This window comes from Paratractidigestivibacter sp. (assembly GCF_052362415.1).
Lineage (GTDB): Bacteria > Actinomycetota > Coriobacteriia > Coriobacteriales > Atopobiaceae > Paratractidigestivibacter.
Genome location: NZ_DAWEMK010000200.1, coordinates 1 through 981, shown reverse-complemented (window position 1 = coordinate 981; position 981 = coordinate 1). Strand labels below are relative to the sequence as shown.

Annotated in this window: 1 protein-coding gene and 1 pseudogene; both read right to left on the bottom strand. The window is 68.4% G+C overall.

From position 1 onward, the window contains the following. Positions 1–571 (bottom strand): annotated as a pseudogene (locus tag ACT84W_RS10905) (phage portal protein); the annotation flags it as partial. Next, the coding region (locus tag ACT84W_RS10900; protein WP_444329239.1) for a hypothetical protein at positions 571–981 on the bottom strand (411 nt) is incomplete at its 5' end. The pseudogene ACT84W_RS10905 and the gene ACT84W_RS10900, both read right to left, overlap by 1 nt.

The following is a 981-nucleotide window of genomic DNA, read 5'->3' as shown; positions in this document are numbered from 1 at the left end:
GGCTGTCGGCCGTGAGCAGGTGCACAACGGTCGGCACGCGCTCGGCGTCGCCGGGCATCTTCTTGGACTCCGCCACGACGAGCCCCGCCCTGATGGCCTTGCGCGCGTCGTCCCACAGGGCCGCCGCCGCGGTGGCGGGGTACGCCGAGATGACCGGGTAGCCGCCGCCGTCCGTCACGGTCCAGAAGCCGCAGCAGTGCTTCAGCTCGCCGATGAGGTTCTTGCGGTAGAGGCGCTCCAGCTGGTTCGACTCGCAGATGGCGCGGAGGGCCTTGCTCGTCTGCTCGTCTGCGCACGTGTAACCGTTGAAGATGGAGCGGTCCGCCAGTGCGTGCACGGCCTTGCGGGGCCAGTCCACGCGCGGGTTGATCTTCTTGGCGAGGCTCGCCGGCATGGCGATGCCGAGGTCCTTCACCGACACGTGCCCGAGGTAGTAGTCCTCGCGCTCGAGGTTGCTTGAGCGGTGCTCGCGCCAAACGGTCATGAGCTCGCGGACGAGCGCCGCGTCGCCCGGCTCCAAGCCTGCGGCGGATGCTACCTGCCCCGCCAGTTCCATATTCACTGCTGCCATCAGAAGCTGGCCTCCTGTTCCCTTCGCGGGTCTCGTTTCGTGGTTCTCGCCGCCCATAGGGCGAGGGATGCGGACTCGATGGGGGCTGCGATGGAGTCGGGGCCGTCCGCGAAGCCCCAGCCGTCCCTGCCGATGTCGCGCTTGAGCGACTTGCGCGCCGAGTCGTCGAGCGCCGGCGACTCGATGTGCGACAGCGTGCCCGAGTCGACCTCGTCTTTGAGCATCGACGCCGCAGCCTGCACGATTGCCGGGGTTCCCATCTCGAGCGCGCACTTGCTAAAGCCGCCGTCGAGCATCCGCCGCTTGAGCGCGTCCGCTCCGGACTTGCCGTCGATGCAGACGCACGCGATCTCGTCTCGGTTGCGCAGGAGCATGTCCGAGATCGCGACCGTTCCGCCCGAAGCGCCCAT